We start from the raw sequence: 3436 nt of genomic DNA on the forward strand, positions 1-3436 counted from the left end.
AATGACATTGTGAAATTATACGAAATGATGCAAAAAGTTTCGCAATCGCCTATTGTAAAAATGAACTATTGTTTTTGTTTGAGCAAGATTGGTAAAACGGAAAAAGCTTTGGAAATTCTTTCAAAAATAGAAAAAGAACTACAGAAAGAGCACATTTATTTATCTTTAGTAAAAGCTAGAATTCTCAAAGAAATCAATCCAAAAGAATCCGATGATTTATTCATTCTGGTTATGAATAAGATGAAACAAAAAATTAGAAAAAAGTACTTAATAGAAAACGAACTAATCCGATTATAAAATGAAAATAATATTGAAATTTTAAGTTATCACGTTTATTGCCTTTACTATCTAAGTGTGAAATACCAAACAAAGTGAAAGCAGGGAAACAAAGAATAAAAAAACAGAAAATTTTGATTGGTTTGAAGGCTTGACTTGAAAAGGTGATCTTTCATTATTCTGTTTGCGGGATGTTTTGCTTAACAGCTGTTGTTTTGAAATATTTGAATAACAGATTAAGAACACCCTTTTATTGTAGGTGTGCGTTTAAAATACATTATGCCTTATTTGTTGGACATCGGGGAAATAAATAAAGCCAAAGACAATGCTGAATATAATAAGCAATTACGGTACGTAAACTTATTTTTAATTTCTAATCTACTTTTAATGTTGATAAATCATTTTTATTACTATTTTTGAAACACATAATTATCAACTTAATCTATTTATTAATGATATTATGTCTTTATAAGGAGCGAAGGGATTGTTAATGCAATCCTTTTTTTATTTTGAAAAAAATTATATATTTGAATGATGACAGAATTAATGTAATTGTTACTTAGTGAAATACCTGTGAGAAATTGCAGGTATTTTTTTAATTCCTTCCGATGTCATCAAAGTTTATTTTACGTTTAAAGAGGTGACTTTGTAACCTCTTTTTTTGTACATATTATGTAATAAGAAAAACAAATGCTTGAACCTGCACTATATTAATTTAGTTTATTCTTTTTTATTTGAAAAAAATTATCTAAATTTAAAATTCATAAGTGTTTTTTTGGTTATGGAAAAGCATCTGTCTTTATTGGCAGGTGCTTTTCTTTTTTTATTAGATAATTAGTCTTCTAATCGAGAAGAAACTTTTTATAAACGGCTGTTTTTAGTGGGTCACTTTACTCACTATAACAGTTATACAACCGAAACCTCCGCTTTTTTTTAAATATTCTATTTTTGGGCTTATAAGTTTACAGGTAACCTGCAATAAAAAATCCCCCCCTTAATTTAAGGAAGTTTTATTTTTGGATTTAGGATATATCCAAAACAAGATTAATTTTTTTAACGATAGCAACCATTTGCAAAGTTTCTTGATTATGTTTTCTTAACTTTTTTAAATTTTGATCCACTTTTTCGAGTAGACATTGCCTAATGAGCATCATTTCTTCATATTTAAACATACTGGTGAGATATTTGGTTTTTACATTTTGTAAAAGTAGAATTTATTAATTTATCAACTTTGATACTAATACAAAATAAATTGATAAAAAAGCAACTAATACAAATAAAGCTAAAAACACCTACAAAATATTATTACGGTTTTACGCATGTTCCACAACTTAAACTATCTGATTTTTATACTATCTATTTTATAAATAATGTGGTTTTTGACCTTAATAAAATTAAAATTGAATTTTATTAAGCATTACACCGATAATCAAACATACATGTTTGCTATTATTGACTTACAGCTATTCTTTATTTTATAAATAAAATTTAATTTTGATAAAATTTACTTACAAATGAAAAAAACGATATGCTTTAAACTTTTATTCTTTACGCTGCTTGCATGCAACAGTAACCTTTACTCACAAACACAAGAGACTGAAAAGATGAAGGAAATGAATGATACATACGCTTACGTGTCGGTATCGGGCAAAATATTTTCTAAAAAATTAAAAGTACAGGTCGATTTAGGTGATACTGACGAACAGATTGTTAAAGGAAAGGATTTATCCGAACTGCTTACCGACAAAAAATCGTATGCTTCGGTATTGAATTTTATGGTATCGGAAGGATTTGAACTGACCGATACACTTATTCTTAGTGAAACAACTAATGGAAATGGCGGTACTAACGGTATTGTTTTTATTCTGAAAAAAAAGACAGTTGAATAGCACTATTCAACATAATCTAAATATTCGGACAAAAAATTTTAGTAGAAAGTACTGCATTCCGGTAAAATAAATTTTAATAGATATAAAAATTTACTGCTTTTAAATATGGGAAAAAATAGGGAAAAGTATATTAAAGAGAATCTAATTTTGAAATTAAAACAGCAAATTAAAGAGCTTGCATTAAGAATAGGATTAACCGAAAATTCAACCACGCAGATTTGGGAAGAAAATGATTTTGCCTACCCTTTTATAGAAATTGATTCTTCTGGAGAAATGCATTTGAAAGTTCGTGAGCGGGGTCAGATATTTGAAGACAAAATTGCAAAAGATGTAGATGAGTTACTTTATTGGATATTTTCCGGAATTACTTTTTCAATGGCTTGTGATTTTGAACTAAAAAACAGAATTGAAACTCAGGATTGTCGCCGAATGATTTTTGAGAAACAAAACGAGTTACTTAAAAAGCTTAACGACGATTGGCAAGAAAGAGAAATTGAATGTCAAACTAATATATTAAAGAATTATCCGATTGATGATTTTGCAGGTTTACGTGCAAGTTATTGTTCTAAACTTAGGAAAAAAGGTTATTCTGAAAAAGATATTGAAAAAATTGCTTACAAAAAATATCCCTTTAAATAGAACCACCTAAAGACTGAGAAGTAACAGATTGGAGGTTTTGCTACAACCTCTTTTTTTTAAAACATCGTTCTATGATTCTTTTACAAACAATAAAGAGCTTGATTGAATGATTACTATCTATAGATTTTCAAAAAACCAAAGTGCTAAATAACCACTTTAGGCTGCAGAAAACCGTTTAGCTTTTCACAATATAGAATGTCTAACTATATAAAAAAGCAACTTTTTAGTTCTATCATTCATCTTATCAAATTCTATTGGAGCATTATTTTAAAAAAACTGTCCGTTTTTAGTTATGAAAATTACTAAATATAAATAGCAAGGAATTTTAAATATTAATTAAAAAAAATTAGTTAAAACTTGGCCAATTAAAGGCTTTACATCACTTAAATTCAGTAACTTCATACAGTAAGCAGCTTGTTAAGATTTTAAAACATAACTAAAAATATAATGCATGTATATATTATCTCAACAGTTGAAATCTGATGGTTTCAATATAAATACTCTTCAACAAATAATAGAACGAAACAATGGGAACAGATCGTTTAATACTTTACAGTATTACTGCATTTATATTGTTTTTAAACATGCGGTAATATGTGTAGAAGGAACAGATTACGAAGTGGAAGGTCCTA

At 27.4% G+C, this 3436-nt stretch carries 4 protein-coding genes; all 4 read left to right on the forward strand.

The annotated features are described in order from the left end of the window. Positions 1 to 297: tetratricopeptide repeat protein (locus F0460_RS16005; protein ID WP_150015100.1), on the forward strand; the 297-nt coding region annotated here is incomplete at its 5' end. Between the two features lie 1493 nt (positions 298 to 1790). Beyond that, positions 1791 to 2165 carry a hypothetical protein gene (locus tag F0460_RS16010; protein ID WP_150015102.1) on the forward strand — a complete coding sequence of 125 codons (375 nt, stop codon included), beginning with the start codon at positions 1791 to 1793 and terminating at the stop codon, positions 2163 to 2165. Positions 2166 to 2270: 105 nt separating this feature from the next. Then, positions 2271 to 2804 (forward strand): Imm63 family immunity protein, encoded by a 534-nt coding sequence (locus F0460_RS16015; RefSeq protein ID WP_223810847.1) that lies wholly within the window; start codon positions 2271 to 2273, stop codon positions 2802 to 2804. A 451-nt stretch (positions 2805 to 3255) separates the two neighbouring features. Further along, on the forward strand, positions 3256 to 3436 hold a 181-nt coding region (locus tag F0460_RS16020), incomplete at its 3' end, for a hypothetical protein (RefSeq protein ID WP_150015104.1).

This window comes from Paenimyroides baculatum (assembly GCF_008629655.1).
Classification (GTDB): Bacteria; Bacteroidota; Bacteroidia; order Flavobacteriales; family Flavobacteriaceae; genus Flavobacterium; species Flavobacterium baculatum.

What these genes read in the sequence shown, in the direction of transcription:
- F0460_RS16015 (WP_223810847.1), top strand. Translation starts at nt 2,271, where the DNA reads ATGGGAAAAAATAGGGAAAAGTATATTAAAGAGAATCTAATTTTGAAA.
- F0460_RS16010 (WP_150015102.1), top strand. Translation starts at nt 1,791, where the DNA reads ATGAAAAAAACGATATGCTTTAAACTTTTATTCTTTACGCTGCTTGCA.